This window comes from Tahibacter caeni, from assembly GCF_024609805.1.
Classification (GTDB): domain Bacteria; phylum Pseudomonadota; class Gammaproteobacteria; order Xanthomonadales; family Rhodanobacteraceae; genus Tahibacter; species Tahibacter caeni.
The window spans coordinates 1-2561 of sequence record NZ_JANFVR010000487.1 but is presented as its reverse complement, the minus strand read 5'-3'; the positions used below and the strand labels follow the sequence as shown (position 1 = coordinate 2561).

At 72.0% G+C, this 2561-nt stretch carries 3 protein-coding genes; all 3 read right to left on the bottom strand.

Annotated features, from left to right (window positions below; genetic code table 11):
- Positions 1–978: 3,4-dihydroxy-2-butanone-4-phosphate synthase (ribB, locus tag NON22_RS22975; protein ID WP_257389315.1), on the bottom strand; the 978-nt coding region annotated here is incomplete at its 3' end.
- Between the two features lie 59 nt (positions 979–1037).
- Positions 1038–1637, bottom strand: a complete 600-nt coding sequence (locus NON22_RS22970; protein ID WP_257389314.1) for a riboflavin synthase — start codon at positions 1635–1637, stop codon at positions 1038–1040.
- Between the two features lie 73 nt (positions 1638–1710).
- Positions 1711–2561: bifunctional diaminohydroxyphosphoribosylaminopyrimidine deaminase/5-amino-6-(5-phosphoribosylamino)uracil reductase RibD (ribD, locus tag NON22_RS22965; protein ID WP_257389313.1), on the bottom strand; the 851-nt coding region annotated here is incomplete at its 5' end.

The following is a 2561-nucleotide window of genomic DNA, read 5'->3' as shown; positions in this document are numbered from 1 at the left end:
GAGGCCGTGGCGGCGCCATTCCTGCACCGCCTCGGCCTTGCCGGCGGCGCGGGAGCGGCGGCCGAGCCGGTCGAGCAGCGCCTCGTCCTCGCCGGGCTCCGACAGCACGAGCACGACGCCGCGGCCTTCGGCCGCGACGCGGCGCAGCGCCGCGGTCACGGTCAGTCCGAGATCGGCGCGGACCAGATGCAGCACGTCGGACAGGGTGTTGCGCACGTGCACGCGCGTCAGCACGGGCTCGCCGTCGTCGACGGCGCCGCGCACGAGCGCGAAGTTCAGCGACTTGTTGACCACGTCGCGATAGGCGACGAGGCGGAACGCGCCGAATTCGGTGTCGACGGCTTCGTCGTGAACGCGCTCGATGGTCTTCTCGGTCTCGAGGCGATAGCGGATCAGGTCGGCGATCGTGCCGATGCGCAGGCCGTGCTTCTTCGCGAACGCCTCGAGTTCCGGCCGGCGCGCCATGCTGCCGTCGTCGTGCAGCACTTCGACGAGCACGCCGGCCGGCTCCAGCCCGGCCAGCGCGGCGAGATCGCTGGCCGCCTCGGTATGGCCGGCGCGCGTCAGCACGCCGCCGGGCTGGGCGGTCAGCGGAAAGATGTGCCCGGGCTGGGACAGGTCCTGCGCGCGCGCATCGGCGCGCACGGCCGTGCGCACCGTATGCGCGCGGTCGTAGGCCGAGATGCCGGTGGTCACGCCTTCGGCCGCCTCGATCGAGACCGTGAAGTTGGTGTGGTACGGCGAGGTGTTGTCCATGACCATGGGCTTGAGGCCGAGCTGGCGGCAGCGCGCCTGAGTCAGCGACAGGCAGACCAGGCCGCGCGCCTCGCGCACCATGAAGTTGATGTCCTCGGGGCGCACCTTTTCGGCGGCCATGATGACGTCGCCCTCGTTCTCGCGGTCTTCGTCGTCGAGGATGACGACCATGCGGCCGGCGCGGATGTCGTCGATGATGTCGGGAATGCGGTCGAAAGCCATGGCGGTTGCGCGGGATCGGTGTTGCGGAAAAAAAAGGAAGAACGCGGGCGCGCGGCGCCTCAGTCCTCGTGCGGTGCGGACAGACGCTCGGCGTAGCGCGCCATGAGGTCGACCTCGATGTTCACGCGCGTGCCGCTCGTGCAGTCGACGAAGCGCGTGTGCTGCATCGTATGCGGTATCAGGTTGACGCCGAAGCGGCGGCCGTCGACCTCATTGACGGTCAGGCTCACGCCGTCGACGGCGACCGAGCCCTTCGCGGCGACGTAGCGCGCGAGATTCGCCGGTACGGCGAACACCCAGCGCAGCGAACGCGCGTCGGGCGCGATCGAGACGACTTCGCCGACGCCGTCGACGTGGCCGGACACGAGATGGCCGCCGAGCCGGTCGGCCAGGCGCAGCGCCTTCTCGAGGTTCACGCGCGCGCCGGGCGCGAGCGAACCGAGCGTCGTGCAGTCGAGCGTCTCGACCGAGACGTCGGCGCTGAAGCGGCCCGCGTCGAGCGCGATCGCGGTCAGGCAGACGCCGTTGACGGCGATGCTGTCGCCGGGCCGGACGTCGCCGAGATCGAGCTCGCCGACGTCGATGCTCAGGCGCAGGTCGCCGCCGACGGGTTCGAGCGCGGCGACGCGGCCCACGGCCTGGATTATTCCGGTAAACATGTACAGTTATCTCTTTCCAATGATACAGATGTCAGCAAGACCGTCCGGCGCGAGGCCGACGCCGCGCGGCCGGTCACAGCGGCCGCAGCAGCAGACGTTCGTCGTCGCCGACCAGGCGCCGGTCGACGACGCGCAGCGGCCAGCGTCCGGCCATGTCCGACAAGGTCGGCAGGCTCAGTAGCGGCAGCCCCGAAGAACCCAGCAGCAGCGGCGCGACGTAGAGCAGCAGTTCGTCGACGAGGCCGGCCGCGAACAGCGCGCCGCCGAGCACGGGACCGGCCTCGACCTGCAGCTCGTCGACGCCGCGACCCGCGAGCGCGGCCAGCAGCGCCGCCAGGTCCAGGCGTCCGTCGCGCAGCGGCAGCGCGAGATGCTCCACGCCGGCTCGCGCGGCCGGCGCGGATACATTCTCGCCGTGCACGACCAGGGTCGGCGCGGAGCCGTCGAGCAGATGGCAGCCCGGCACCAGCGCATCCAGCCGCGCGTCGAGCACGACGCGCAGCGGCGCGACGACCGGGACGTCGGAATCCAGGCGCGCGGTCAGGCGCGGATCGTCGGCGCGTGCGGTGCCGGCGCCGGTCAGTATCGCCGCGCTGCGCGCGCGCCAGCGCTGCACGTCGGCGCGCGCGGCCGCGCCGCTGATCCACTGCGACACGCCGTTGTGCAGCGCCGTGCGGCCGTCGAGGCTCTGCGCGAGCTTGATACGTACCCACGGTCGGCCGCGTTCGATGCGGCTGAAGAAACCGCGATTGAGTTCGCGCGCATCGTCGGCCAGCAGGCCCGCGTCGGCGGCGATGCCGGCCGCGCGCAGCTTCGCGAGCCCGGCGCCGGCGACCTGCGGGAACGGATCTTCGACGGCCGCGATCACGCGCGCGACGCCGGCGGCGACCAGCGCATCGGCGCAGGGCGGCGTGCGGCCGTGAT

What these genes read in the sequence shown, in the direction of transcription:
- NON22_RS22970 (WP_257389314.1), bottom strand. Translation starts at nt 1,637, where the DNA reads ATGTTTACCGGAATAATCCAGGCCGTGGGCCGCGTCGCCGCGCTCGAA.